Below are 24,477 nucleotides of genomic sequence, written 5' to 3' on the forward strand. Positions count from 1 at the left end.
GGCGGGGCCGCCTCCGGGGACGCCGGCCGCCCGGCGGGCGGCTGGCAGGGAGAACGGTCAGCAGGGAGAACGGTCAGCAGGGAGGGAAGCGGGACCCGAGCGCGGAGAGCACCCCGTGGGCCTTGGTCACGACCTCGTCCCACTCCTGTTCGGGCACCGAATCGGCGGTCACCGCGCCGCCGACGCCGAGGGACAGGTCCCATCCGGCGTGATCCTGTCCGTCGTAGTCCTGTCCGTTTTGGGCGCGGGTGGCCACGAGGGTGCGGATCACCACGGCCAGGTCGGCTGCCCCGGTGTGGGAGAAGTACCCGACGGCCCCGGCGTAGATGCCCCGGGGCCGTTCGTCCTCGAGGCGGTCCAGGATCGCCATGGTGGAGATCTTCGGAGCCCCGGTCATGGACCCGGCCGGAAACGCGGCCGCCACCGCCTCGGCGCGGACCGCGTCCGGGCGCAGCCGTGCATCGATTGTGGACACCATTTGGTGCACGGTCGCGTAGGTCTCGATCGCGCACAGCCGCGGCACGGCCAGCGTGGCGGGATCGGCCGAACGGACCAGGTCGTTGCGCAGCAGGTCCACGATCATGATGTTTTCCGCCCGGTCCTTGGGGGAGGAAGCCAGGTCCGCCCGCAGCGCCGCGTCGGCCGCCGGGTCCGCCCCGCGCCCGCGGGTGCCCTTGATCGGCTCCGCGCGCATCCACCCGTCGGCGCCGATGCGCAGGAACCGCTCCGGAGAGGTGCTGGCCACCGCCGTCGGCCCAAACCGCACGAAGTGCGCGAACGGGGCCGGGTTGCGCCGGCGCAGCGCCCCGTAGGCACGCCACGGGTCGAACCCGCCCGCAACGCGCGCGCTGAGCGCGGTGGTCAGGCAGACCTCATACGTGTTGCCTTCGGCGATCTCGGCCTGCGCCTCACGCACCTTCGCCAGGTAGCGCGCACGCGTATCGGCGCAGCCGAACGCCGGCGGCGGTACCGGCGGCGCCGCGACCGGATCGCCTGCCGTCCCGTCTCCGCCCTCAGCGGTTCCCAGCCGGACGACGGCGGCCTCCGCGGCGTCGAGCCACGCCTCCGCCTCGGGGGCGGCGAGCGCGAGCAGCCACGCCTCGCCGGCGTCGTGGTCCAGCACCACGCCGCGGGCGGCATGGACCAGGGCCGCGTCCGGAAGGGGCGCGGGCACGTCGGAGCCTCCGGTTTCGCGTTTGAGTTCGTAGCCCAGCCACCCCAGCCACCCCAGGGCAAACCCGGCTTCCAGCCCGTCCGGGGCCTGGACCCGGGGCAGGCCCCACACCCGTTCCAGCCAGCCGAAGAAGGGGCCGCGGATCCGTGCCTCGGCGCAGCCGGCGGCGAACCAGGTCGTGCCGCCGCTGTGGCGGGCCCGGGCCCCGAGGGAGCCGGAGCCGTCGGCCAGGATGCTGAAGCGGTTGCGTCCGCCCGGGTCGGCGGTGCCGGTGTTGGAGGAATCGAGCAGCACCGCGTGCGCGCTTCCCGCGTACAGGTCCTCGAACAGGGCGGGGGCAACGCCGGTCGGGGCAGGCCCCTCGGGCAGGCGGACGCGCCGGGTGCGCAGCGCCAGCGCGGCGCCGGCGTCGATTTCGGGGCGCAGTGCCTCCTGGAGGGCGGGCAGCCCGGACAGCACGCGCAGCGTGTCCGCGGGCGCGCTGCCGTCGGCGGGGTTGTAGACCATGACGTCGGCCGCGGCCGGGACATCGTCGCCGGCCAGCCAGACGTCCTCCTGCCGGGCCCACCGGTCCCAATGCGCGGCGTACGTTGCGCCGTCGCGGGCCAGCGCCCTCGACTTGCGGTCCGCGCCGTCCACCTCCACCCACACCAGGGCGTCGAGGCCGGCGCGTGCCGCCGCGGCGCCGGCACCGACGCCTTCGACCAGCACGACGGGCGCGGCCGGGGTGGTGCGGCGCTCGCCGTCGCGGTCCGCTGCCCAGTCCCAGGCGGTCCAGACGGCCTCTTCGCCGCGGCGCAGCGGGTCCAGGACCTCGCGCCGGTAGCGCTCGATCCCGGCAGCCAGGCCGTCCCAGCCGGGGTAGATGTCCTCAAGGTGGAACAGGGCCACCGGGCGGTGGCGGCGCAGCGCGGTGGCCAGTTCCAGGGCAAGCGTGCTCTTGCCGGCCCCGGAGCGGCCGTCGATGGCGATCACCACCGGCCGGCCTGGAGGGGGGCTGGCCGGCGGGCGGTGGGCGGGGTTAGTGCGGGCGGTGTCCACGGGAACCAGAGCCTAGTGCACGGGGGCTTAGTGAACGAACGCGAGCAGGGCCGCGACGAGGATGAACAGCGTGCCGAAGGTCCGGTTGAGCGCCAGCTGCCCCCGGGCGCCGCGGGTGAAGCGGCGCACGCTCTTGGCCGCCGCGGCGAAGAAGAACCACATGACCAGGATGTCCACGGCCACCACGGTGGCGGTCAGCACCGCATACTGCGGCAGCAGGGGCTGCCCCGGGCGGACGAACTGCGGGGTGAAGGCCAGGAAGAAGACGATCGCCTTGGGGTTGAGCAGGTTCACCCAGAGCCCGCGCCGGAACATGGACCATCCGGATTCAGGCCATCCGGACCCCTCCCGGCCCGGCTGGCTTCGGCCGGGGACTTGCGCGGAGGCCTCCTGCTGCCCGCCGGCGGGGCGGGGCCTGTCCAGGAGGAGCCGCACGCCGAGGAAGACCAGGTAGGCGGCTCCCGCGTAGCGGATGGCCGCGAACGCGGGGGGCGAACCGCTGACCAGCAGCCCGACCCCGGCGGCCACGATGGCCACGTGGGCCACCAGGGCCGCCTGCTGCCCCAGGATGCCCCAGATGGACCGGCGGAACCCCGCGTTGAGGGAGTTGGTCATGGTGTTGATGGCGCCGGCGCCGGGGGTGAAGCTGATCAGCGCGGAGGCGCCCAACAGGGACAGCCAGAGGGAAAGGGTCACGCGGAGATTCTAGTGGGCCCCTTCCGGGGTCCGGCGCCGGGCCCCGGTTCCGGCGGCCCGCCGCCGCAGGCCCTACTCCAGCGGTTTGGTGGCGATGATTTCCGTGCTCGGCATCAGGAACAGGGCCCCCGGATCCATGGCCCACGCCCGCCACCCCGCGGAGATCCTCTCCAAATCCCCGGCGCTGGCGAACCCCCGCTCCAGGGCCTGGTCCGCATAGTTGGATTCGAGGACGCGCTCGGCCCAGGACAGCCCGTGCTCGCGCCGCTTCTCTTCCGTGGCGTAGAGCCAGACGGAAGCCGAGGGCTCCAGCTGGTCCGGGCTGAAGCCGGCCGCGATCGCCCACTCCAGCAGGTGGCGTCCGGCGTTGGGCTCGGCGCCGTTGGACCGGGAGGTCTTCTCGTACACCGTCCGCCACTGGTCCAGTTCCGGCAGCTGCGGGTGCCAGGACATGGCCCCGTAGTCGGCCTCGCGCACGGCCACGATTCCGCCCGGGCGGGCCACGCGGCGCATTTCGCGCAGCGCCGCGACCGGGTCCACGAGGTGGTGCAGCACCTGGTGGGCATGGACGACGTCGAAGGTCCCGTCCGCGAAGGGGAGGTCGTAGATGTTGCCGGCGGCGAAGTCCACGCCGCGCGCACCCTGTTCCGAGGCCAGCCGCCGGGCGTGGGCGACGACCTCCTCCGACCGGTCCAGCCCGGTGGCGTGGCCGGAGCCGTCGGGGGAAGCCACAAGGGCGGCCAGCCCGCAGGTGATGGTGCCCGGGCCGCAGCCCACATCCAGCACGCGCAGGCCCGGACGCAGGCGCGGCAGCAGGTACGCGGCGGAGTCGGCCGCAGTGCGCCGCGCGTGCGCGCCGACGACGCTGGAATGGTGACCGTGGGAGTAGACCTCGTCGTTCATGGTCAGAGCCTAGGACCTGGGGGCGGGGATGTCCGCGCAGGTTGCGCTGTTTTGCGCCGCGCCGGCGGGCGCCTTCCGGTCGGCGCCGGGACGCCCCGGCGGTGCCGTGCGGCGGGCCCCGTGGCGGACCCCGCACCGGCAGGCCCAAGCTACTGGTAGAATTGGGGTTCGGCCATGTCCCCAGCGGAACCGTGGCCGAGCGTCGACAGATTTGACCGTCCCCGTCGGGCCCCGCGCCACAGCGTGCAGGCCCGCCGCCGGGACGGCGGGCGGATCCGCCCGCTCCGGCCCCGTGGGGGCCCAGAACTTCTCTTCCTTCGGCGACACCAGCGCGCCGGTCCCGGCGTGCGCCGCTACGACCGAAAGCAGCCCGTGAGCGCTACCTTCACTTCCCTCGGCGTGCCCGCCGACCTCGCCGACGTCCTCGCCCGCCAGGGCATCGACTCGGCCTTCCCCATCCAGGAAGCCACCCTGCCGACCACGCTGGCCGGCGGCGACGTCCTGGGCCGCGGGCAGACCGGCTCCGGCAAGACCATCGCCTTCTCGCTGCCCCTGGTGGCCCGGCTGGCCGCGGACCCCAAGCCGCGCCGCGCCCGCTTCCCGCGCGCCCTGATCATGGCGCCCACCCGCGAGCTCGCGACCCAGATCTCCCGCACCGTGATGCCGCTGGCGGAGGCCAAGAACCTGCGCACCGCCGTCGTCTTCGGCGGCGTGTCCCAGGCGCGCCAGGAGAAGGACCTCAACGCCGGGGTCGACATCCTCATCGCCTGCCCCGGACGCCTTGAAGACCTGCTGAACCAGAAGTGCGCGGACCTGTCCCGCCTCGAAGTCTCGGTGCTCGACGAGGCCGACCACATGGCCGACCTCGGGTTCCTTCCGGTGGTCAAGCGGATCCTCGACCGCGCCCCGCGCGGCATCCAGCACATGCTGTTCTCCGCGACCCTGGACAACGGCGTCGACAAGCTCGTCGACCGCTACCTGACCAGCCCCACCATCCATTCCGTGGATGCTCCCAAGGCCGCCGTCAACACCATGGAGCACCACGTGTTCCTGGTGGACGCGGACCTGAAGAAGGACCTTGTCCACGAGCTGGCCTCCGGCGCGGGCCGGCGCATCATGTTCATGCGGACCAAGCACCACGCCAAGAAGATGGCCCAGTGGCTCTCCAAGTCCGGGGTTCCGGCGGTGGACCTGCACGGCAACCTGTCCCAGAACGCCCGCGACCGCAACCTGGAGGCGTTCTCCTCCGGTGCCGCCCGCGTGCTCGTGGCCACCGACGTCGCCGCCCGCGGCGTGCACGTGGACGGCGTCGAACTGGTGGTCCACGTCGATCCGCCGGCGGAGCACAAGGCCTACCTGCACCGCTCCGGCCGCACCGCCCGCGCCGGCTCCGACGGAACCGTGGTCACCATCGCGACCCCCGACCAGCAGGGCGATGTCCGCTCGCTGCTCAAGGCCGCCGGGCTGAAGGTGCCCTTCGAGTCCGTGTCCCCGGATTCCGACGCCGTGGCCGCCGTCCGTGGCGAGAAGGCCGCCAAGGTGGCTTACGCAGCGCCCGTGGTCCAGCAGCCGCAGCAGCGCAAGGCGGCCTCCGGCGAGGGGGCCGGACGTGCCCGCGGCCGTGGCCGTGGACGCGGCCGCGGCACGGAGCGCGGCCTTGAGCGTGCCGGTGTGGCGGAAGCCGGCGGCGAGCGCCGCACGGAGATCCGCCAGCCGGCGGAGCGTTCCGGGGCCCCGGCGCGCCGCGGTTCCGGCCGTGCCGCTTCGGTCCAGGCCGGGGCCGGCGCGGAATCCCGCGGCGACCGCGGAGCGGCCCGCCGCCAGCCGGCCGAGCGTGCCGGATCGGGCCAGCCCGGCCAGTCCCGTTCCGGCCGGGGCACCCGGGCCGGTGCCGAGGGCCAGGCTGCCCGCGGCACCCAGAAGCCGGGCGTGCCCGCAGGCCGGGGGACCCGCGCCGGCACGGCCCAGCGTCCGGCCGCCGGTCGGGGTGGAAACACCATCGCGGACGCGATCGGCCGCGACCTGGCCCAGGCCGCCACGGGCCGGGCCCGCGGCAACCGCCGCGCCACCGCGCCCCAGTCGAACCAGAAGCACTAGTTAAACCCGAAGTACCGGTTCAACGCGAAGCGCCGGTTGAACCACAAGCAGTGGGCCGGCCAGAAGCGCTGGTCCGGCCCTCAGGTCCCCGCCTCCCCCGTGGAGGCGGGGACCTTTGCGTTAGGGCGGGACGTCGGGGACGGGGGCTTCGCGCTGGGCGTAATGCCGCCTCCGCCCCGAAAACCGGGGCGGAGGCGCGGAGGAAACGGGCCGCCGGGCCAAAGTTGAGCGTTCAGCGCTCAACTTTGGATTGACACGCGGGAGGCGGGGAGTAGAGTTGAGTGCAGAACGCTCAATCCGGCCTCCGGAGGGGGCAGTGAACCAGTTTTCCCAGAAAGGCAGGAAGCACCATGTCCCGTGCCGTCGGCATTGACCTTGGAACCACCAACTCCGTCGTGGCCGTCCTTGAAGGTGGTGAGCCCACCGTGATCGCCAACGCCGAAGGCGGGCGGACCACCCCGTCCGTGGTCGCCTTCGCCAAGTCCGGCGAGGTCCTGGTCGGCGAGATCGCCAAGCGCCAGGCCGTCAACAACATCGACCGCACCATCGCGTCCGTCAAGCGCCACATGGGCACCGACTGGTCGATCGAGATCGACGGCAAGAAGTACACCGCGCAGGAGATTTCCGCGCGCACCCTGATGAAGCTCAAGCACGACGCCGAGTCCTACCTGGGCGAGAAGGTGACTGACGCGGTCATCACCGTTCCGGCGTACTTCAACGACGCCGAGCGCCAGGCCACCAAGGAGGCCGGCGAGATCGCGGGCCTGAACGTGCTGCGCATCGTCAACGAGCCGACCGCGGCCGCCCTGGCCTACGGCCTGGACAAGGGCAAGGAGGACGAGCTCATCCTGGTCTTCGACCTCGGTGGCGGCACCTTCGACGTCTCCCTGCTTGAGGTCGGCAAGGACGAGGACGACTTCTCCACCATCCAGGTCCGCGCGACCGCCGGCGACAACCGCCTCGGCGGCGACGACTGGGACCAGCGCGTCGTCGACTGGCTGCTCGCCCAGGCCAAGTCCAAGGGCGCCGACCTGTCCAAGGACAAGATCGCCCTGCAGCGCCTCAAGGAAGCCGCCGAGCAGGCCAAGAAGGAGCTGTCCTCCGCGACCAGCACCAACATCTCCCTGCAGTACCTCTCCGTCACCCCGGAGGGCCCGGTCCACCTGGACGAGCACCTCTCCCGCGCCAAGTTCCAGGAACTGACCGCCGACCTGCTCGAGCGCACCAAGAAGCCGTTCCACGACGTCATCTCCGAGGCCGGCATCAAGGTCTCCGACATCGCCCACGTGATCCTCGTCGGCGGATCCACCCGCATGCCGGCCGTTGCCGAACTGGTCAAGGAGCTCGCCGGCAAGGAAGCCAACAAGGGCGTGAACCCGGATGAGGTCGTCGCCGTCGGCGCCGCCCTGCAGGCCGGCGTCCTCAAGGGCGAGCGCAAGGACGTGCTGCTGATCGACGTCACCCCGCTCTCCCTGGGCATCGAGACCAAGGGCGGCGTGATGACCAAGCTCATCGAGCGCAACACGGCGATCCCGACGAAGCGTTCGGAGACCTTCACCACGGCCGACGACAACCAGCCGTCCGTGTCCATCCAGGTCTTCCAGGGCGAGCGCGAGTTCACCCGCGACAACAAGCCGCTGGGCACCTTCGAGCTGACCGGCATTGCCCCGGCCCCGCGCGGCATCCCGCAGATCGAGGTCACCTTCGACATCGACGCCAACGGCATCGTGCACGTGTCCGCCAAGGACAAGGGCACCGGCACGGAGCAGTCCATGACGATCTCCGGCGGCACCGCGCTGTCCAAGGAGGACATCGACCGCATGGTCCGCGACGCCGAGGAGCACGCGGCCGAGGACAAGAAGCGCCGCGAGGCCGCCGAGGTCCGCAACCACGCCGAGACCACCGCGTACTCCGTGGACAAGCTGATCAAGGACAACGCCGACAAGCTGCCCGAGGACGTCAAGAACGAGGTCCAGGCGGACGTCGACGCCGTGAAGGCCGCCTTGGAGAAGCAGGACAACGACGACGAGATCAAGGCCGCGTTCGAGAAGCTGCAGGCCTCCCAGGGCAAGCTCGGCGAGGCGATCTACGCGCAGTCGCAGTCCGCGCCGGCCGGCGCGGGGAACCCGGGAGAATCCTCCGCCGCCGCTGACGAGGACATCGTCGATGCCGAGGTCATCGACGAAGACGAGAAGAAGTAGGACGGTAGCGACATGCCCCACCACGGCAATGACGAGGCGCACGAGCACGGGCAAGAGCACGCGCACGAGCACGAGGAAGTCACCCCGGTAGACGAGCCGCACGACGACGGCGACGCGCTCGCCCAGGCCGAGGCGATCCTGAACGAGGCTGCCGCGGACACCGCGGCCCCGACGGGCCGCGAGGCCGAGCTCCGCGAGGACCTGCTGCGCCTTCAGGCCGAGTACGTCAACTACCGCAAGCGCGTCGAGCGCGACCGCGAGGCCGTGCGCGAGCTGGCCGTGCAGTCCGTGCTCTCCCACCTGCTGCCGGTGCTGGATGACATCGAAGCGGGCCGCGCCGCCGGAGACCTCGGCGAGGGGCCGTTCGCGGCGATCGCCAACAAGCTCGACGGTGTCCTGGCCGGGCTGGGCCTGGAGCGCATCGCCGAGGTTGGGGTGGAGTTTGACCCGAACGTCCACGAGGCGCTGCTGCAGCAGCCGGTCCCGGGGGTCCCCGCGGACCACGTCGGACAGGTCCTGCGCAACGGATACCGGAAGGGCGAGCGGATCATCCGCGCCGCCCAGGTGATCGTCTCCACCGGCGAGTAGCACCGGCGGGCAGCACCGCCGCGCACGCGGGCAGCAGCCCCGCGCACGCGGACCATGCCTGACGGCCCCGCCTCCGGGCGGGGCCGTCAGGCCGTAACACCACCACCACAACAGACCCCAGGAAGCAGAAGGAGCCGCCACATGGCCAGCCAGGATTGGGCGGAGAAGGACTTCTACGCGATCCTTGGCGTCTCCAAGGACGCCAGCGACGCCGACATCAAGAAGGCCTACCGGAAGCTGGCGCGCACGTACCACCCGGACACCAACCAGGGGGATGCGGCCGCGGAACAAAAGTTCAAGGACATCACCGAGGCGCACGCGGTGCTCTCCGACCCCGAGGAGCGCCAGCAGTACGACGCCATCCGGGCCATGGGCTCCGGGGCGCGCTTCAGCGCCGGCGGGCAGGGCGGTGCCGGCGGGTTCGACGATGTCTTCGGGAACCTCTTCGGCGGCGGGCGCCAGCGGGGCGGTTTCCGCGGGGGCGGGTTCGGCGGCGGCCAGGTCCCGCCGGAATTCGCGGACCTGTTTGGCGGCGGCGGCTTCGGCGGGGGCGGATTCCAGCAGGCCCCGCGCAAGGGCGCGGACCGCACCGCCTCCACCACCATCTCCTTCGCCGGTTCCATCAACGGCACCACGGTGGGGCTGCGCGAACCCAGCGGCGAGGTGGTCGAGGTGCGCATTCCCGCGGGCATCAAGGACGGCCAGAGCGTGCGCGTGCGCGGCAAGGGCCAGCCCGGCCCGGCCGGGAACGGGGACCTGATCGTCAAGGTGTCCGTGCAGCCCCACCCGTTCTTCATCCGCGAGGACAACAACATCCGCATCCACGTCCCGGTGACGTTTGCGGAGGCCGCGCTGGGCGGCCAGATCGAGGTCCCGACGCTGACGGGCGAGACCGTCAAGGTCAAAATCCCGCCGGGAACCAGCTCCGGGCGCACGCTGCGCCTGAGGGAGCGCGGGGTGCGCACCGCCAAGGGCACCGGCGACCTGCTGGTGACCGTTGACGTCGTGGTTCCGCAGAACCTCAACGCCAAGGCGGAAAAGGCCATCAGGGACTTTGCGGCCGCGACCGGTGACGCGGACCCCCGCGCCGGGCTCGCCGCCAAGGCTGCGCTCTAGGGCCCCTCGGGGCCACGGACCACGGACCACGGGAGAGGAAGGTATGAACATCGACCGCTACGCCCCGATCTTTGTCATCTCCGTGGCCGCCGAGCTGGCGGAGATGCACCCGCAGACGCTGCGCCAGTACGACCGGCTGGGCCTGGTCTCCCCGCTGCGCCAGCGCGGCAAGCAGCGCCGCTACAGCCAGCACGACGTGGACCTGCTGCGCGAAATCCAGCGCCTGTCCAAGGACGGGGTGTCGCTGGAGGGCATCCGGCGCATCCTCCAGCTGGAGAACCAGGTCGCGGCCCTCAGCCGCCGGGTCGGGGAGCTGAGCGAGCAACTGGAACGCGAACGCATCGACCGGCGCGGAATCAGCCTGGGTAGGGTGTTTGCCGCCGGCACCGCCGGAGAGGTGGTCCCGCTGGCCCGCGGCCAGCGCCCGCGGGCCCGCAGCCAGGCCGTTGTGGTCTGGCGGCCGCAGAAGTAGCCGCGCGGCGGAGGGCAGGGGATGCTGAACGACGCCGGCGTGCCGGACACCTACCGCGCGCTCGCCGAGCGTGCGGCGGAACGCTTCGAGCGCCTCAAGCGGCTCCGCGACGCCCTGCCGCAGCGCGGCAAGGCGGCGATCGACGGGGTGGCGCACGCCTTGGCCGACTCCATGGATCCGGCCATCCCGCCAAGGCACCTGCTCTATCTGGACCTGGAGGGCCCGGAGCCGCTGGCCGCGGTCGCCGTCGGGGATCTCGATGCGGCCACCCACGTGACCTGGCAGCTGTCCGGCTCCGGCATCCGGGTCCGCACCGCGATGTGGGGGACGGTGCGCGAGGCCGGGCAGCTGCTGCTTGAGCAGCGGGCCGTCGGCGCCCCCGATCCCGCCGTGGTCGCCTGGCTGGGCTACTCCTCGCCCGGGCTGCTGCGGGCGGTATTCAACCGGGCCGCACGCACCGCCGTCGAACGCCTCACCCACGACCTGCTCACGTTCGCCCGGATGCGTCCGGACCGGCCGTTCACGGCAATGGAGGCGCACTCCTACGGCGCGACACTTGCGGCCCACGCCCTGGAGAAGCTGCGCGGCGAATCCGCCGCCCCGGCCATTTCGGCGCTGGCCACCACCGGTTCGGCCGGCATGCCCCGCCGGATCGCCGGCAACCCGGGCCTGCTGGGCATCCCCGCGGAGCGCATCTTCGAGGCCGTGGCGAGCGATGACCTGCTGGCCCGTGCGGGGAGGATCCTGAGCGGGCGCGCTCTGGTGGGACGGCGCTTCGCGGTGGACGGGCTCCCGGAACTGGGCCTGTTGCCGGTCACCGGGCACAACACCTCCCGGTTCGTGCCCGGCGCCGCCCGCGCCAGGCACGGGTACCGCGATCCCGGCACGTTATCGCTCCGCAACCTTGCGCTGGTCACCACGGGCTCCCTTCCGCTGGGCTAGTGGGTAGAGTGCCTCCTACGCGCTGTCCCTGCCGGGGACGGCAGGGCGTCCGAACGGGCCGGGAGGGGAATGCGTTGCCCGGCCCCGACGAAGACACTGCGGCGGCGGGCTGCCGCCTTCACCTCGCACCTTCCTGGAGGAACCCCTTGGGTGAGAACAACGCGGGCCCCTGCGATTCGGGCCGCAACGATGATTTCCTCGACAGCGCCGACTGGATGGCCGATGTGCCCGCCGCGCCGGCCTTCGAGGAGGAGGGCTGGCTCAGCGACGAACTGGACGAGCGGATCGATATGGTCATCTGCAACCCCGGACCGCCGCTGCGTTTTGTCCGTCCGCACAGCATGCTGGCGGAGGATCCCTCCGGGGCGAAGGGTCCCGGCCTTAAAGGTCCCGGTTTCGCGGAAGGCCTGGCGGGAGGGGGAAGCCTGGCGGGAGGGCCCGGCGCCGGTGCGGGGGCGGACCGGACAGCCTCGCCCTAGGGCCGGACAGCCCCGCCCTGGAACCGGACAGTCTCTTCCTGGGGCCGGATAGCTCCGCCCGGCATGCCCGGGCCGTGCACCCGCGACCGGCACGGATTGCTCCGGCCCACGCTGTGCCGTCCGCCAACCGGCGCGCCGGAGCGGTTGGCGCAGTACCCTGTCCCCATGAGCGGATTCATCATGGATCCGGCGGCCTTCGCCCCGTCCGGGCGGCGTTGGGTGCTTACCTTCCGCGGAGACCTGCCGGTGAACGCCACGGACGCGTGGATCGCGGTGGCCAGCCGCGACGGGCTCCGCGGCTGGTTCCCCGCAGTCATCGTGGGTGAATGGACCGCAGGCCGGGACTTGGCCTTCTACGTACCCGACGACGAGGCCGACGAACCCGTCTGGGGCGAGGTCGTCGACGCCGAGGTCGGGCGCCTGCTCGCCTTCGTCTGGGGCGCCGACTCCCTGCGCATCACGCTGGACCCCTACGACGCCGGCACGCGGCTGGTGTTCGCCGTCTCCCTCGATGCGCAAAGCCGGGGAGTCTACGAAGCCGCGCGCTGGCATGTTTGCCTGGCACGCCTGCGGGAGTCCGTGGGCGGGTATGTCGAGGACGCGGACAAGGACCCCGACGCGCAGTTCCGCCGCTACCGGACGGCCTTCGGGGAGGACGCCGCCGCGCTGCCCCCCGCGTGCTAGGCCGTTGCGTGTTAGGGCGTTGCGTGCCCGCCCGATTGCGTACCAGGCCATTGCGTGCGGGCGGTTACGGCCCGGCTTTTACAGCCGGGCCGTAACGCTGGGGCACCCTGCCACAGCCGGCCTGCGGCGCAGGTTTCCGCACCGCCCTGGCAGCCTAGTCGCCCGGCCACTTCCCGGTAACGCGTTCGAAGAGGCGCGCGCCCCCACGGTCGATGAGGGCCTTGACCAAGGCGTAGATCGCGCCTTGAAGGACGCTGGCGGCGAGGATCTCCTTCAGCGGGTAGGCGGTGCTGAGCGCCTTCGGGGCATCGTGGTGGCCGCGGCCGTAGGGGGTGGCGCGCTTCCACAACTGCCGGAAAATCTGGCTGGCGATCAGGCCGCCCAGCAGTCCGGACAACAGCCCGAGGGGGCGGTAGACGATCTTCGCCGACTTGCTTGCCGGGCTGTGGTGCATAGTGTCGTCCTGCATCGTGTCCTCCTGCATTGTGTGTCCTCCCGGGGATAACAAAGCATCTTCTTCGCGTTTCCCCAAGCTACCCGAACCGCCGGCCATCTTCCGTCCGCTTCTTCGGCCCGGTTGCCTGAAAGACGGCCCCCACTGCCCTGCGGCATGCCGGAAAGCTGAGCTTCACCTGCTGTTATGCCTTTCGACGGCATCCGGTGGCCCGGCGGTCGTAGCCTGCAACGGATGGCGCCCGGCATGTGCGGGCGCCACTTCCACGAGCATCGCACGCACCGGGGACACCTGTTCACCCAGGGTCCTCCCGAAACGGGGGAAACATGGACCTCTCACGCACTACCACGCCGCGGAACCGGCGGCGTCCGCGCTGGCTGGCCGCGCTCGCCGCGACGGTGGCGGTGGCCTTCCTGGCCGGGGGCCTGGCGGCCCCGGCCCAGGCAGCCCCGGCCAGGACCACCCTGGCAGTCGCCGTCTCCGACTACTCGGTGGACGCCGGCGCCTCGGTGACCGTCAGCGGAACCCTGAAGCGGGGCAACAAGGCGGTGGCAAACGTTTCCGTAAAGCTGCAGAAGCGCACCGCCGGAAGCACGGCATGGACCACCATCACCACGGCGAAGACCAACTCCAAGGGCAAGGTCTCCGCCAGGGTCTCCGGGCTGGGGAAGGACACGGAGATCCGTGCGCTCTCTTCCGGGACCTCCAAGTACAAGGCCGCGAAGAGCTCCACCAAGAAGGTCAAGGTCAGGCAGCGGGTCACCATCACCAAGACCTCCGAGAGCAAGCCGGTCACGGGCGAGAAGATCACCTTCTCCGGCACCACGAGCTCCGGCCTGGCGGGCAAGACCGTTGAACTGCAGGAGAAGTCCGGCAGCGCGTGGACCACGGTCGCCGCGGCGAAGGTCTCCCCGAAGAACGTGTTCTCCGTGGAGACGGAGGCGGGCAGCGCCGGTAAGGCCACGTACCGCGTCCATGCCCCCGCCACGGCCTCGACCGGCTCCGCGACCAGCTCCGAGAAGTCCTTCGCCGTCCACCAGTGGTTCTTCCTGAACGATGTGGCGCCGGCCGACGGCTCCGAATGGGCCGACGGCGGCATGGGACTGGACACCACCCCGAGCACCATTGCCGGGGTCTCCTTCGGGCGCGCCCTCTCCGACGTCTTCAACGCCGACAATGCCGAGCTCCTGGCCTCCTACTCGACGTGGAACCTGGACGGCCGCTGCGTCGCATTCACCGCGAAGGTGGGCATCGACGACGCCTCGGCGGAGGGGACCCGGGCCGCGTTCCGCGGTGAGGCCTTCACCTCGCTGGACCACGCCGACGGATCGGACCTGCTGCTGGAGTTCGGCGAAGCGGAGCGGGGCGAAGAAGCCAGGACCGTGAGCGCCTCCGTGGCCGGCTTCAACTTCCTTGAGGTGTGGGCCACCGACTCCACTGAGGCCGAATGGGCGGAAGGGGCCGAGGGCTACGCGGTCTTCGCCGACGCCAAGGTGCTCTGCGGGGCCGCCCTGTAAGCCTGTGCCAAACCCTGCTTGGGAAGTGCGCGCTCCGGAGCGTCCGGAGGGCGCACTTCCCAAGCAGCATTGCCCGAGCCCCGAGCCCCGAGCCCCGAGCCCCCAGCCCCGAGCCGCACTAGCCGCGGGTGCCGGCGCCCGTCGTCTCCTGCGCCCGGCCGCCCGTGGCCCCCGAAGCGTCGCCGCCATTAGGCCCTTTCCCGGCTTCCGCGGTGTCCTGTGCGGCATCTCTGGCGGCATGGTCCAGGTCCGTGCCGTTGCCCGCCGTGCCGTTGCCCGCCGTGCCGTTGTCCACCGTGTCGCTGGACTGGGGCGTCCAGCCGTCGGCGTACGCGCCAGAGGCGTAATCGTACTCCACCGGGGCACCGTCCTCGTCGGTGCGCCGGTACCAGCCAGTGACCTCATCAGCGTGGGAATCGAACTCCGCCCCGGCGCCCTCTCCCTCCGGGGCACGCTCGACGGCCAGCGCAAACCGGTCGCCATGCTCATCGATGCCTGTTTTGACAGCGTTCTCCAAGGCGGCTTGAGCGTACTCGACGCGGATGGCCGCCGGGTCGGTGCGCAGGTCCTTGTAGAACGCAGCCATCATCAGCAGCAGGATCAGGGTAAAAGGCAGGGCCGAGACGATGACGAGGTTCTGCAGCCCCGTGAGCGCCTCGCTGCCGCCGACCAGGAGCATCACCACGGCAATGCCCGTCATGGCCAGGCCCCAGAAGACGGTGATTTTTTTGTCCGGTACCGGCTTGCCGCGCTGGGAGAGGCCGCCCATCACCAGGGACGCGGAATCGGCCGAGGTGACGAAGAAAATCGCGATGCACGCCATGGCGACGAGGGGGGTGACCTGGCCCAGGGGCAGGTGGGCCAGCAGGGCGAACAGCAGGTCCTGCGGGGACTGGCTGGTGGAGAGGGCGGCGCCGTTCATCCGCATCCAGATCGTGGTACCGCCGAAGACGCCGAAGGCCAGTACGTTGACCGCGAACGGGACCAGCAGGGTGACCTTTATGTATTCGCGCAGAGTGCGGCCGCGGGAGATGCGGGCCAGGAAGATGCCGACGAAGGGAGTCCAGGAGGCCCACCAGGCCCAGTAGAAGACCGTCCAGGTCTGGGAGAACTCCGCCGACTCCGCTCCCCAGGAGGCGCTCTTGCCCATCATGGCGAAGAGGTCGTTGAAGTACTCGGCCACCGCGGAAGGCAGCAGGTTCAGCAGGAACAGGGTGGGGCCCACGATGAAGATGAACAGGGCCAGTGCCAGTGCCAGCGACATGTTGATATTGGACAGCCACCGGATTCCGCGGCCGAGGCCGGAGACGGCGGAGGCGATGAAGGCGATGGTCAGCACGGTCAGGATAATGACCAGTCCGGTGTTGCCGAGCGTGCCGATGCCGGCAACGATTTCGACGCCGCGGCCGATCTGCAGGGTACCGATGCCCAGCGAGGCCGCGGTGCCGAACAGGGTGGCAACGATGGCAAACATATCGATCATCCGCCCGGGCAGCCCGGCAGCACGGTCCTTGCCGAAGACCGGTGTGAGGATTGCGCTCATCAGCGGCACGCGTCCGCGGCGGTAGGCGCCGTAGGCGACGGCGGCGCCGACCAGGGCGTAGAGGGCCCAGGCATGCAGGCCCCAATGGTAGAGGGTTTGGGCCATGGCTTTGTGGATCGCTTCGCGGGTCTCCGGTTCGGCCATCCCCGGTGCCGGGTCGATGAAGTAGGTCAGCGGCTCATAGGGGCCGAAGAAGAAGATACCGATGCCCACGCCGGCGGAAAACATCATGGTGATCCAGGAGAGCGTGCCGTATTCGGGCTTCTCACCATCCACCCCCAGCGGGATGCGCCCGTAGCGGCTGAAGGCGAGGTAGATCAGGAAGACCAGCACGACGGCGACCAGGATATTGAACAGCCACCCGGTGTTGGTCACCACCCACCCCAGCGCGGCGTCGGAGACGGCCTTGAGGGACTCGGTGGACATGGTTCCCCAAGCGATGAAGGCGACGATCAGGGCGGCCGCGACGCCAAAGACCAACCGGTCCGTGCCGTAGCGAATGCGCTGCTCGTCGACGGAAATGCCGGGGACCAGGCCTGGGTGGATGTCGTGCGGATAGGGGGCTGCGGTGTCCGGCCCGCCGGGCGGGCAGCCGGGGGAACCGGGATGCCCGGCGGTGGTTTGATCGGACTTTGACACGGGACGTTGTGCGTCCACGGGGGTCTCCTCAGTTCGGGTTCAGGTCGCGTCCGAACCCGGGCCGGCGCCGGCATTGTGCACGGCCGGGCCGGACAGGCCGTCCACTCTATAGGCTGCGCTGTGCCCCGGCCAAAACGGCAGGGCCTGATCAGGGCGGCCTTCGGCGGTTTACCCGCAGAGGGGGCCACACCCCGGATAGACTCTCCGACAACCGCCCCGGCACTGGCCCGGGCGGTGCTTCACTGAGTATCCACGCACGGGGACACCTGCCGCACCGCACGGTGTCCTCCGTTTATCTGGGGGAAACATGGATCATTTGCACCACAGCGCGCCGCGCACGGCACGCCGTCCGCGCTGGCTGGCCGCGCTTGTCGCCCTGGTGGCGGCGCTGTTCCTGGCCGGGGGCCTGTCCGTCCCGGCGCAGGCGGCGGCAGCCAAGACCACGTTGGAGGTCTCCGTCTCCGACTCTTCGGTGTCCTCCGGTGCGTCCGCGACGGTCACCGCAACCCTGAAGCGGGGCACGAAGGCCCTGGGGGGCGCCCACGTGACGCTGCAGAAGCGCACCGCCGGAAGCCCGGAATGGACCACCATCACCACGGCGAAGACCAACTCCAAGGGCAAGGTCTCCGCCAGGGTCTCCGGGTTGAGGAAGGACACGGAGATCCGTGCGCTCTCTTCCGGGACTTCCAAGTACAAGGCCGCGAAGAGCTCCACCAAGAAGGTCAAGGTCAAGGCCAACCAGAGGGTCACGGTCACCAAGACCTCCACCAAGAAGCCCACCAAGGGCGCAGCCATCACGCTCTCCGGCACCACGAGTCCCGGCCTGGCGGGCAAGACCGTTGAACTGCAGCTGCAGTCCGGCACCACGTGGACCACCGTTTCCACGGCCACCGTCTCCCAGGGGAACAGGTTCTCCGTCGCGACGGAGGCGGGCAGCGCCGGCAAGGCCACGTACCGCGTCCATGCCCCCGCCACGGCCTCGACCGCGTCCGCCACCAGTTCCAGGAAGGCGTTCACGGTGCACGAATGGTTCGCGCTGGACTCCATTCCCAGCCTGTCCTCCAGGGAAGGTGAAGAGGGACAGCGGCTCACCAGCCATGAGTTTGCCATCGACGGCCAGGCCTACGCCGCCAACCTCACCGGAACGATCCACTCGTCGGACGACGAAAACACCTATTTCTCCGATGGCTGGGACCTCGGCGGAAAATGCCTGACTTTCACTGCGACTGTGGGCATTGACGACACTCACGTTGTGGGCGCCCCCCTGGCCGGATTCCTTGCCTGGAGTGACGTCGACGCCTACACGTCGGAGCTGGACGCCTCGGAGTACGACAAGGTGACGATTTCCCTGAAGGACAGCCGGTACCTCGCGCTATTGATGGCCTACGCCGGTACGGACAACGACGGAAGCCAGGCCCTGGCCGGCTTCGGCGACCCGAAGGTCCTCTGCTCCCGGAAGCCTGCCGCCTAGCGGCCCGCAGGCCCTGCGCGCAGCGGAAAGGGGCGGCCCCGGACTCGAGTCCGGGGCCGCCCCTTCGCCGTCGTGCCGTTGCTAGACGCGCCGGTAGGCGAGGTCGAACACCAGCCGGCCCGCCTTGTGCGCCTTGCCCTCGAAGCTGGTCAGCACGCGCCCGTCCCAGCGCGGAGCCCATCCGCCGCGCTCGTCGGTGAAGCCGGGATCGGGCTCGTGGCCTTCAAGCCCGCCGCGGCGCACCCGGGTCAGCGGGCTGTCCGCTCCGGCGCGCTCGCCGGGGTGCAGGGATTCGAAATCGGGGGAGGCATCCAGTACCTCGCGCATCTGTTCGGCGTAGTTGGACCAGTCGGTGGCCAGCCGCCAGGTTCCGCCGGGGGCCAGCGCCCGCGCTGCCTTGGCGGCGAAGGACTCCTTCACCAGGCGGCGCTTGTGGTGCTTGGCCTTGTGCCACGGGTCCGGGAAGAATACCCACAGTTCGTCGACGGATCCGGGCGCCACCATCACGTCCAGGACTTCAGGCGCGTTGGCCTGCACGGCCCGTACGTTGGCCAGCCCCTTTTGCTCGATGCGCACCATCAGCTGGGCCAGCCCGGGCCGGTACACCTCCACGGCCAGGAAGTTCCGTTCCGGGTGCTCCACCGCGGCGTGGGCAACCGCCTCGCCGAGCCCGGAGCCGATCTCCACGGTCAGCGGCGCCCGGCGCCCGTACACGGCCTCGGCCTCGAAGGCGGTGTCCTCATGGACGGACGTGTCGGCGTGGTGGCGCGGGACGTCGATGACGAAGCGGCCGGCCTGGCGCTCCCAGGCCTCTTCCCGCTTGCCGTGCAGGCGGGTGCCGCGGCGGACGAAGGAGACCGGTTCAGACCGGTAGTAGGACAGGTCTTCGGCCGCTCGGCCGCTGACCGGGGGCTTGTGCTCCTGGGGAATGCTCATTCGGTCTAGGGTAGCCGGTCCCGGTCAGCCGCCCGTGCCCACCGCCTGCGCCTTGGTGAGGAACTCTTTCATGAGGGGCCCGCCGGTCTCCGCCCCGGAAAACCCGGTTTCCACGAACACCGCCACGGCCAGATCGCCCTGGATCGCGATTACCCAGGTATGGCGCAGCTCCTCCGATCCGTCCCCGTACTCGGCGGTCCCCGTCTTGGCCTGGACCGCCGGGCCGGGGACGTCCTGCAGGTCGGTCACGGTCCCGTGGTCCACGGTCCCGGACATCAGCTGCTTGAGCTGCGCGGCCTCTTCGGCGGTGAGCGGGACCTGCGGGGCGGGGGCCGCCTCCGGGGCCGGGTCGGCGACCAGGCGCGGGGAGACCGTGGAGCCCTTGGCCACGGACGCGGCGACCGTGGCCATGCCCAGTGGCGAGGCCTCGACCACCCCCTGCCCGATCATGTTGGCGGCGTGCTCGGTGCCGGTTGAATCGGACGGAACGGATCCGAGGAAGGCGGCGGACCCGGTGGCCGGTTCGGCGGCCAGGCCCAGCGAGGCGGCGGCGTCGGCCACCGCGGACATCTCCACCTTCCTGCTGGCGTTGATGAAAACGGTGTTGCAGGACTGTGCGATCGCCTCCGACAGCGTGATGGTGCCGAGGCTGTCCGCCGGATACCCGGTGAAGTTTTTGAAGGTCCGTCCGTCCAGCACGGTAGTCTGCGGACACTCGACCCTGGAGGAGGGCGTGTAGCCCGAACGCAGCATCGCCAGCGCGGAGACCACCTTGAACGTGGACCCCGGGGCGTACCTGGCCACCATGGCGGTGTTGTACGCGTTGGACGCCGGCCCGTTGGCGGCGGCGAGGACCGCTCCATCGGAGGGACGGACCGCCACGACGGCGCTGGGGGAGTCCGCGTCGGAGACCACCTTTTCGGCCACCTCCTGCAGGTCCTGCTCCAGCGTGGTCGTGACGGCGAGTCCATCCACGGCCGCACGTTCGAACAACAGGCGCGGTTCCGCCGTCGTGCTTCCCTCCGCCACGGTGCCCCCGCTCTGCCCGGTACCGTCCTGCCCGGCGCCATCCTTCCCAGTGTCGCCGCCGGTTTCCCCGGCCGGAGCCGGCACGGTCCACACGCGCATCCCGGGCGTGCCGGCCAGCCGTTCCTGGTAGGTGGCCTGCAATCCGGACAGGCCCACCCGTTCGCCGGCCTTGACGGCGCCGCCGGACTTCTCGACGATCTCGGCGGTGGCCTCGCCCACCGTGCCCAGCACGGGCCGGGCGAAAGTCCTGGTGGGGGCCAGAGGCAGCGTCGTGCCGATCGCCCGACCGCCCGTGATCGCTTCGATCTGCCGGTTGGTCACGGTGCGGGAGGAATCGTCGCGCAGCACGATCGCCTCGACAAACGCCTTGGCTCCGGCGGCGTCCACCTTGGCGGCGTAGGCGTCCGCGTCGATGTCCAACAGTTTGGCCAGTTCCCGCGCCGAGTCCGCCGCGTCCGCCGCCTGCACCCGTGCCTTGTCCAGGCCCACCCGGACCACCGGGCGTTCCGTGACCAATTCCGTGCCTCCCGCGCCGAGGATGTCCCCGCGCGCCCCGGCCACGGTTTCCAGCCGCAGCCCCTCTCCCGCCTGAAGGCCGGCAACCGCCGCCGCGGGGGAGTAGCGGACCCGCCAGGCGGACGCGCCGGCATCGTATTCAAGCGTTGCCGTGGTCTGATACGTCCAGTCCCCGTCCGTGGCCTCCGGTTTTCCGTCCAGGTCCCACGTGGTGCTCAGCCGGGCGGTGGCGGTCGCCGGGTCCGCGGATCCGGCATCGGCCGCGACGTCTTCGACCACGACCGTGCGGGCGGCATCTCCGAGGCCGGCCACGGCAGCGTTCAGCTGTTCCTCCGCGGCAGATGCGTCCCCGGCCATTGGGGCGGCGGAGAGGTCCCCGGCCTGCAGGCCGGCGGCGAACGCCTCCGCCGCAGGACGCGGGTCCGGCCGCTGCGGGCTGCAGGCCGCCAGTCCGGCGGCCGCCAGCACGGCGGCAAGCCCCCCGGCCGCCGTCCGGGCGGCCCGGGAAGGACGCAGGGACAGGGGAGATGCTGCTGCGGTGGGCCTCATGGACCCATTATGTCCGGGACGGGACCAGGGGACACCCCGATGCGTGGGCCCGCCGGGCAGGGAAACCGCCGTGGTGGACGCCGTGGGAGTGCACGCGCGCCAGGGTTCGGAAGACGAACCTGACAGGGGATCGACATTCCGGGCGCTGCCGTTGGTAGATTATGGAAAGGGTCCGCGGGATTTCCGGGGCACATCTTGACCTCAGGGGGAAGGCATGACTCAGATCGAACCTTCGTACGCCGGCCGCTGGCGCTTCGATCCGTCCCACACCCGGATCGGCTTCCAGGCCCGCCATGCCATGGTGACCAAGGTGCGCGGGGCCTTCAACGACATCGACGGCTACGTTGACGTGAACGCCGAGGACCCCAGCAAGTCCGCTGTCTCGCTGACGGTCAAGGTCGCCAGCATCGACACCCGCAATGCGGACCGCGACCAGCACCTGCGCACGAACGACTTCTTCGACGCCCCGAACCATCCGGAGATTACCTTCACCAGCACCCGGATTGACCAGGTGGATGAGAACAGCTTCATCGTCAACGGGAACCTGACCATCAAGGGCACCACCAAAGAAGTGGCCGTGCCCATCGAGTTCACCGGGGTCGAGAAAGACCCCTTCGGCAACCTGCGCGCCGGCTTCGAAGGCAGCCGCCGCATCGACCGCCGGGAGTTTGGGCTTGAGTGGAATGCGGCGCTCGATTCCGGCGGGCTGCTGGTCTCCGAAAAGATCCTGCTGGAGTTCGAAATTTCGGCCATCAAGGAGTCTTAGGAGTTCCGGGAATCCCGGTTCCGGCGGATCCCGGCCGGGGCGCCGGGAAGCCGGGCCTGCCGGGGGCCGGGGCCCTGCGGCGCGGCCGCCAGGTGCTGACCATGGCAAAGGCCAGTAGGAGCTCGGCGATGTCCCCGCCGTAGTACATGAGATCCGCACCGGTGCGAAGATCAGCCGGAGGCACGGCCACGTGGGGAAGGGCCCCGGCGTAGAGGAACTGGGCGAGCACCGCGTGCCCGGCCACTGCCACCCCCAGGACAACCAGCCTCACCGGGACCGAGGGGCGGTGGGGAGCGGGGTCGGGTCCGGCAATTGAGTAGGCAAAAAGGTAGCCCGCAGCCAGGAAGTGCAGGTGCACCAGGTGGTGGAGGGCAGGGTGCTGCGTGGTGGCGGTGTAAAGCGGGGTGAGGTAGAGCAGCGCCAGGCCGCCCAGATTCAGGACCAGCCCGGTGAGCGGGTGGGCCAGGACCCGCAGTGGGGTTGAGCGCAGCGCCCGGCCCAGGATCCGGCCCCGGTGGCGCGGCAGCGACCGCAGCATCAGCGTCACCGGCGCCCCCAGGACGAGCCCCAGGGGAGCGTACATGCCAATGAGCAGGTGCTGGTGCATGTGTCCGGCGAAGCTGCCGTCGGGGAAGGGGGAGAGCCCGGGCGCCAGGGCCGCGCCCAGGATCCCGGTGCCGGCGAGGAAGGACACGGTGCGCCACGGGTTCCAGCCCAGCGGCTCCCGGGTGCGCCTGCGGGCCAGCACCACATAGAGGACCGCTGCGGCCGCCAAAACCGCGAGGGGCAGGGACGCCTCCAGGCCGGCGCCGGGGGGCCCGGCGGCATGGGTGTGCGGGGCGTAGGTGTGCGCGGGGTGGGTGCCTGCCGTCACCGGTCGCCAGGGCCCGCCGGGGCGGTGAGGTCGAGGGGGCGGCCCGAGCGTTGCAGCAGCCACCCGCCCAGGACCAGCAGGGCCCCGAACACCAGGAAGGCGATGTCGGCGAGGGCCTGGTGGGGACCGCTGATGACGTGGTGGATCCCGAGGATGTGGTGGTCCACGACGCCTTCGACCACGTTGAACACCCCCCATCCCGCCAGGATCCAGCCCCACAGCATGCGGGAACTCCACACCCGGCCACGCGAATGGGTCACCCGGGAGTAGAGGATCCCCAGACCCGCCAGCACGGCCAGCCAGGTGAGGGTGTGGAAGAAGCCGTCCCACAACGTATTCATCTGCAGGCCGTGGACGGTGGTCGCAGGATAGTCGCCGATGTCGATGTTTGCGGTGGCGGCGCTGGTGAGCATGTGGTGCCATTGCAGGATCTGGTGCAGCAGGATCCCGTCGACGAACCCGCCCAGCCCCACTCCCAGCAGCATCCCGGGCAGCACGATTCCCCTCGCCGGACCGGCGCCGCGGTCCTCAAAGTCGCCCATGTTCCCCCGCTTCCCGGGTCAGCCGGCCCGCAGCGGGCGCAGGGCCCCGGCCCACGCGACCACCTGGTCGAAAACCTTATCCAAAGCCTTGGCTGCCCCGTCCGAGGGGGTGAATTTCATGTGCTCGTCGAAACTCGTGCCAAAAGGCAGGAAAACCTGTGCGCGGACATCGGCCATCTGCAGTTCGGCGGCGATGAGCCGCCAGGCCTCCACGGCCCGCGTTCCGCCGGCGGTGCCGTAGCTGACGAACCCGACGGACTTGTTGTTCCATTCCGCGTAGAGGTAGTCCACGGCGTTCTTCAGCGCTGCCGGAACGGAGTGGTTGTATTCGGGGGTCACGAAGACGAACCCGTCGATCGGTTTGATCACCTCCGCCCAGCGCCGGGTGTGCTCTTTCTTGTACTGGCCCAGGGCGGGCGAGAGCGGCTCGTCCAACAGCGGCAGGCCGTAGTCGGCGATGTCCACCAGTTCGAACCGGGCGTCGGTGCGGCCGCGGGCGCGCTCGAACACCCAGTCGGCCACCGTCCTGGCGTTCCTGTGGGGGCGGGTGCTTCCGACGATGATCGCGATTCTCATCAATTCAACGGCTCCTTGCCTCGGGTAGGGCGGGACGGCATGCGCGCCGGGCAGGGCAGCCCTGTGGATCAGGGCTGCCCTGCCCGGCGGCTCACGGCGAGGACCTCAGTCCTCCTGCGCCGGCGGCCGGTCGGAGGCGAGGTCCTCGCGTTCAAGGGCGTCCTGCACCTCTTCCGGGTCCGTGTCGTCGGGGAAGGGCTCCGATTGCCGGAACTCCTCCCGGTGGGCCGGCTGGACGCCCTTGAGGGCGCCGTCAACCTCATGTTTCATCTGGTCGTCCAACTCGGATCCGTGCTTGTCGCTGCCTCGCTCAGCCATTGTCTCGCTCCTCGTCGCTTTCCTGGTCCAGGCCCCGCTGGGCCCGGTCGGCCTCCTCCGAAGCCTCCGGCGGGAGGGGATCGGTGGCCGGAGGCACCTGGCTTGGCGCATAGTCCTCAAGGCCCGCAGCCACGCGTTCCTCCTCCACGGCCGCGGCATAGTCGTCGTCGTCCAGGCTCTCCGGGACCTTGGCATGGCCGCGGCGGCTGGAGTGCGGAAGCGCGGTTCCCTCGGGATCGATGACGTCTTCCAGCGGATCGGGCCGGTCGGCAGGGGTTTCGGGGTTCGTTTCCGACATTGATGTCTTCTCCTCACAGGGGGAGTGGTGGGGGTGCTCCGGCCGGGACCGGGGAC

23 protein-coding genes are annotated in these 24,477 nt (G+C 70.7%); 11 read left to right on the forward strand and 12 right to left on the reverse strand.

Features of this window, described 5'->3' with window-relative positions:
• Positions 1-73 precede the first annotated feature (73 nt).
• The 3 genes from NCCP_RS04355 to NCCP_RS04365 all read right to left on the reverse strand — a co-directional run bounded on the left by NCCP_RS04355 (position 74) and on the right by NCCP_RS04365 (position 3,814).
• Positions 74-2,215, reverse strand: a complete 2,142-nt coding sequence (locus NCCP_RS04355; RefSeq protein ID WP_149956017.1) for a chorismate-binding protein — start codon at positions 2,213-2,215, stop codon at positions 74-76.
• A gap of 27 nt (positions 2,216-2,242) precedes the next feature.
• The gene (locus NCCP_RS04360) at positions 2,243-2,911 is read right to left on the reverse strand and encodes a LysE family transporter (RefSeq protein ID WP_149956018.1); all 669 of its coding nucleotides are present in this window, start codon (positions 2,909-2,911) and stop codon (positions 2,243-2,245) included.
• A 72-nt stretch (positions 2,912-2,983) separates the two neighbouring features.
• Entirely contained in the window at positions 2,984-3,814 is an 831-nt protein-coding gene (locus tag NCCP_RS04365; RefSeq protein ID WP_149956019.1) for a class I SAM-dependent methyltransferase, read from the reverse strand.
• Between the two features lie 372 nt (positions 3,815-4,186).
• Between NCCP_RS04365 and NCCP_RS04370 the strand changes: the two genes are divergently transcribed.
• The 8 genes from NCCP_RS04370 (at position 4,187) to NCCP_RS04405 (ending at position 12,393) form a co-directional block, all read left to right on the forward strand.
• Positions 4,187-5,911 (forward strand): DEAD/DEAH box helicase, encoded by a 1,725-nt coding sequence (locus NCCP_RS04370; RefSeq protein ID WP_225873673.1) that lies wholly within the window; start codon positions 4,187-4,189, stop codon positions 5,909-5,911.
• Positions 5,912-6,261: 350 nt separating this feature from the next.
• Positions 6,262-8,112: a molecular chaperone DnaK gene (gene dnaK, locus NCCP_RS04375; RefSeq protein WP_149956021.1), complete on the forward strand. Its 1,851-nt coding sequence runs from the start codon at positions 6,262-6,264 to the stop codon at positions 8,110-8,112.
• A gap of 12 nt (positions 8,113-8,124) precedes the next feature.
• On the forward strand, positions 8,125-8,700 hold the full coding sequence (locus NCCP_RS04380) for a nucleotide exchange factor GrpE (protein WP_149956022.1): 576 nt from the start codon (positions 8,125-8,127) through the stop codon (positions 8,698-8,700).
• A 141-nt stretch (positions 8,701-8,841) separates the two neighbouring features.
• Positions 8,842-9,816 (forward strand): DnaJ C-terminal domain-containing protein, encoded by a 975-nt coding sequence (locus tag NCCP_RS04385; protein WP_149956023.1) that lies wholly within the window; start codon positions 8,842-8,844, stop codon positions 9,814-9,816.
• Positions 9,817-9,859: 43 nt separating this feature from the next.
• Positions 9,860-10,288 carry a heat shock protein transcriptional repressor HspR gene (locus NCCP_RS04390; protein WP_149956024.1) on the forward strand — a complete coding sequence of 143 codons (429 nt, stop codon included), beginning with the start codon at positions 9,860-9,862 and terminating at the stop codon, positions 10,286-10,288.
• Positions 10,289-10,309: 21 nt separating this feature from the next.
• Complete coding sequence (locus NCCP_RS04395; protein WP_149956025.1) at positions 10,310-11,230, forward strand: alpha/beta hydrolase; 921 nt, start codon at positions 10,310-10,312, stop codon at positions 11,228-11,230.
• Positions 11,231-11,376: 146 nt separating this feature from the next.
• Complete coding sequence (locus NCCP_RS04400) at positions 11,377-11,709, forward strand: hypothetical protein (RefSeq protein WP_149956026.1); 333 nt, start codon at positions 11,377-11,379, stop codon at positions 11,707-11,709.
• 165 nt (positions 11,710-11,874) lie between these two features.
• Positions 11,875-12,393 carry an SRPBCC family protein gene (locus tag NCCP_RS04405; RefSeq protein WP_149956027.1) on the forward strand — a complete coding sequence of 173 codons (519 nt, stop codon included), beginning with the start codon at positions 11,875-11,877 and terminating at the stop codon, positions 12,391-12,393.
• Positions 12,394-12,547: 154 nt separating this feature from the next.
• Here the strand turns inward: NCCP_RS04405 and NCCP_RS04410 are convergent, their stop codons facing one another.
• Complete coding sequence (locus NCCP_RS04410) at positions 12,548-12,862, reverse strand: DUF4235 domain-containing protein (protein WP_149956028.1); 315 nt, start codon at positions 12,860-12,862, stop codon at positions 12,548-12,550.
• Positions 12,863-13,173: 311 nt separating this feature from the next.
• Between NCCP_RS04410 and NCCP_RS04415 the strand changes: the two genes are divergently transcribed.
• Positions 13,174-14,364, forward strand: coding sequence for an NPCBM/NEW2 domain-containing protein (locus NCCP_RS04415; protein ID WP_149956029.1), 1,191 nt, complete (start codon positions 13,174-13,176; stop codon positions 14,362-14,364).
• Positions 14,365-14,482: 118 nt separating this feature from the next.
• Here NCCP_RS04415 and NCCP_RS04420 read toward each other — a convergent pair whose 3' ends face one another.
• Positions 14,483-16,564 carry a BCCT family transporter gene (locus tag NCCP_RS04420; RefSeq protein ID WP_149956030.1) on the reverse strand — a complete coding sequence of 694 codons (2,082 nt, stop codon included), beginning with the start codon at positions 16,562-16,564 and terminating at the stop codon, positions 14,483-14,485.
• A 289-nt stretch (positions 16,565-16,853) separates the two neighbouring features.
• Here NCCP_RS04420 and NCCP_RS04425 point away from each other — a divergent pair, with 289 nt between their 5' ends.
• Complete coding sequence (locus NCCP_RS04425) at positions 16,854-18,017, forward strand: hypothetical protein (protein ID WP_149956031.1); 1,164 nt, start codon at positions 16,854-16,856, stop codon at positions 18,015-18,017.
• 81 nt (positions 18,018-18,098) lie between these two features.
• Here NCCP_RS04425 and trmB read toward each other — a convergent pair whose 3' ends face one another.
• Complete coding sequence (trmB, locus tag NCCP_RS04430; RefSeq protein WP_149956032.1) at positions 18,099-18,953, reverse strand: tRNA (guanosine(46)-N7)-methyltransferase TrmB; 855 nt, start codon at positions 18,951-18,953, stop codon at positions 18,099-18,101.
• Between the two features lie 24 nt (positions 18,954-18,977).
• Complete coding sequence (locus tag NCCP_RS04435; protein ID WP_149956033.1) at positions 18,978-21,047, reverse strand: penicillin-binding transpeptidase domain-containing protein; 2,070 nt, start codon at positions 21,045-21,047, stop codon at positions 18,978-18,980.
• A gap of 214 nt (positions 21,048-21,261) precedes the next feature.
• On the opposite strand from NCCP_RS04435, the gene NCCP_RS04440 reads away from it, so the two are divergent.
• On the forward strand, positions 21,262-21,813 hold the full coding sequence (locus NCCP_RS04440; RefSeq protein ID WP_149956034.1) for a YceI family protein: 552 nt from the start codon (positions 21,262-21,264) through the stop codon (positions 21,811-21,813).
• Here NCCP_RS04440 and NCCP_RS04445 read toward each other — a convergent pair.
• The 5 genes from NCCP_RS04445 to NCCP_RS04465 form a co-directional block, all read right to left on the reverse strand.
• Positions 21,800-22,687 (reverse strand): cytochrome c oxidase assembly protein, encoded by an 888-nt coding sequence (locus NCCP_RS04445; protein ID WP_216364655.1) that lies wholly within the window; start codon positions 22,685-22,687, stop codon positions 21,800-21,802. The genes NCCP_RS04440 and NCCP_RS04445 overlap by 14 nt on opposite strands.
• Positions 22,684-23,229 (reverse strand): DUF2243 domain-containing protein, encoded by a 546-nt coding sequence (locus tag NCCP_RS04450; protein WP_149956035.1) that lies wholly within the window; start codon positions 23,227-23,229, stop codon positions 22,684-22,686. The genes NCCP_RS04445 and NCCP_RS04450 overlap by 4 nt, the downstream gene beginning before the upstream one ends.
• A gap of 18 nt (positions 23,230-23,247) precedes the next feature.
• Positions 23,248-23,805 carry an NADPH-dependent FMN reductase gene (locus tag NCCP_RS04455; RefSeq protein WP_172627292.1) on the reverse strand — a complete coding sequence of 186 codons (558 nt, stop codon included), beginning with the start codon at positions 23,803-23,805 and terminating at the stop codon, positions 23,248-23,250.
• A 105-nt stretch (positions 23,806-23,910) separates the two neighbouring features.
• Positions 23,911-24,123, reverse strand: a complete 213-nt coding sequence (locus NCCP_RS04460; RefSeq protein ID WP_149956037.1) for a hypothetical protein — start codon at positions 24,121-24,123, stop codon at positions 23,911-23,913.
• Positions 24,116-24,421, reverse strand: a complete 306-nt coding sequence (locus NCCP_RS04465) for a hypothetical protein (protein ID WP_149956038.1) — start codon at positions 24,419-24,421, stop codon at positions 24,116-24,118. Before NCCP_RS04465 ends, NCCP_RS04460 begins: the two co-directional genes overlap by 8 nt.
• Between the last annotated feature and the right edge of the window lie 56 nt (positions 24,422-24,477).

Source organism: Zafaria cholistanensis (assembly GCF_008580665.1).
GTDB lineage: Bacteria > Actinomycetota > Actinomycetes > Actinomycetales > Micrococcaceae > Zafaria > Zafaria cholistanensis.

What these genes read in the sequence shown, in the direction of transcription:
- NCCP_RS04465 (WP_149956038.1), bottom strand. Translation starts at nt 24,421, where the DNA reads ATGTCGGAAACGAACCCCGAAACCCCTGCCGACCGGCCCGATCCGCTG.
- NCCP_RS04450 (WP_149956035.1), bottom strand. Translation starts at nt 23,229, where the DNA reads ATGGGCGACTTTGAGGACCGCGGCGCCGGTCCGGCGAGGGGAATCGTG.
- NCCP_RS04410 (WP_149956028.1), bottom strand. Translation starts at nt 12,862, where the DNA reads ATGCAGGACGACACTATGCACCACAGCCCGGCAAGCAAGTCGGCGAAG.
- NCCP_RS04405 (WP_149956027.1), top strand. Translation starts at nt 11,875, where the DNA reads ATGAGCGGATTCATCATGGATCCGGCGGCCTTCGCCCCGTCCGGGCGG.
- dnaK (WP_149956021.1), top strand. Translation starts at nt 6,262, where the DNA reads ATGTCCCGTGCCGTCGGCATTGACCTTGGAACCACCAACTCCGTCGTG.
- NCCP_RS04440 (WP_149956034.1), top strand. Translation starts at nt 21,262, where the DNA reads ATGACTCAGATCGAACCTTCGTACGCCGGCCGCTGGCGCTTCGATCCG.
- NCCP_RS04365 (WP_149956019.1), bottom strand. Translation starts at nt 3,814, where the DNA reads ATGAACGACGAGGTCTACTCCCACGGTCACCATTCCAGCGTCGTCGGC.
- NCCP_RS04435 (WP_149956033.1), bottom strand. Translation starts at nt 21,047, where the DNA reads ATGAGGCCCACCGCAGCAGCATCTCCCCTGTCCCTGCGTCCTTCCCGG.
- NCCP_RS04385 (WP_149956023.1), top strand. Translation starts at nt 8,842, where the DNA reads ATGGCCAGCCAGGATTGGGCGGAGAAGGACTTCTACGCGATCCTTGGC.
- NCCP_RS04380 (WP_149956022.1), top strand. Translation starts at nt 8,125, where the DNA reads ATGCCCCACCACGGCAATGACGAGGCGCACGAGCACGGGCAAGAGCAC.
- NCCP_RS04425 (WP_149956031.1), top strand. Translation starts at nt 16,854, where the DNA reads ATGGATCATTTGCACCACAGCGCGCCGCGCACGGCACGCCGTCCGCGC.
- NCCP_RS04395 (WP_149956025.1), top strand. Translation starts at nt 10,310, where the DNA reads ATGCTGAACGACGCCGGCGTGCCGGACACCTACCGCGCGCTCGCCGAG.
- NCCP_RS04460 (WP_149956037.1), bottom strand. Translation starts at nt 24,123, where the DNA reads ATGGCTGAGCGAGGCAGCGACAAGCACGGATCCGAGTTGGACGACCAG.
- NCCP_RS04455 (WP_172627292.1), bottom strand. Translation starts at nt 23,805, where the DNA reads ATGAGAATCGCGATCATCGTCGGAAGCACCCGCCCCCACAGGAACGCC.
- trmB (WP_149956032.1), bottom strand. Translation starts at nt 18,953, where the DNA reads ATGAGCATTCCCCAGGAGCACAAGCCCCCGGTCAGCGGCCGAGCGGCC.
- NCCP_RS04390 (WP_149956024.1), top strand. Translation starts at nt 9,860, where the DNA reads ATGAACATCGACCGCTACGCCCCGATCTTTGTCATCTCCGTGGCCGCC.
- NCCP_RS04415 (WP_149956029.1), top strand. Translation starts at nt 13,174, where the DNA reads ATGGACCTCTCACGCACTACCACGCCGCGGAACCGGCGGCGTCCGCGC.